The organism is Pseudomonas sp. GW822-FHT06D10, assembly GCF_058799535.1.
Window position 1 is genome coordinate 1 of sequence record NZ_JBXALN010000024.1, and the last position, 584, is coordinate 584.

1 protein-coding gene is annotated in these 584 nt (G+C 67.3%); it reads right to left on the bottom strand.

The annotated features are described in order from the left end of the window. The coding region (locus tag AC1RL5_RS31870) for an AMP-binding protein (RefSeq protein ID WP_492590249.1) at nt 1-584 on the bottom strand (584 nt) is incomplete at both ends.

Here is a 584-nt window from a genome sequence, read left to right on the forward strand (position 1 = left end):
TCCACGGACGGCAGCAGCGACAGCAAGGCGCTTTCGGTCAGCAGGATCTGCGCCTGACTGTCGCGCAGCATGTGGGCCAGACGGTCCTGGGGATAATCCGGGTCCAGGGGCACATAGGCGCCACCGGCCTTGAGCACCGCCAGCAGCGCCACGACCATTTCCGGGGTGCGCTGCAAGGCCACGCCCACCCGCACTTCAGGCCCCACGCCCAGCTCGATCAGCTTGTGCGCCAGGCGGTTGGCCCGAGCATTGAGTTCCCGGTAGCTCAAGCGCTGGCCAGCGAACAACAGGGCCTCGGCCTCCGGGCTTTTCAGTGCTTGTGCTTCCACCAACTGCTGCACGCAACCATCGCTGGGGAACTCACCGGTGGCCGGGGTCCACTCGTGCAGCAACTGGTGCTGCTCGGCAGCGCCCAGCAGCGGCAGGTCCCCCAGGCGCTGGCGCGGCTGCTGGACGATGCCCTGCAGCAACTGCACCCAGGACTGGGCCAGACGCTCGATGGTGGACGCCTCGAACAGGTCGGTGGCGTAGGTCAGGGAGGCCCAGAGGCCATCCTCGGATTCGAAGGTATCCAGGGTCAGGTC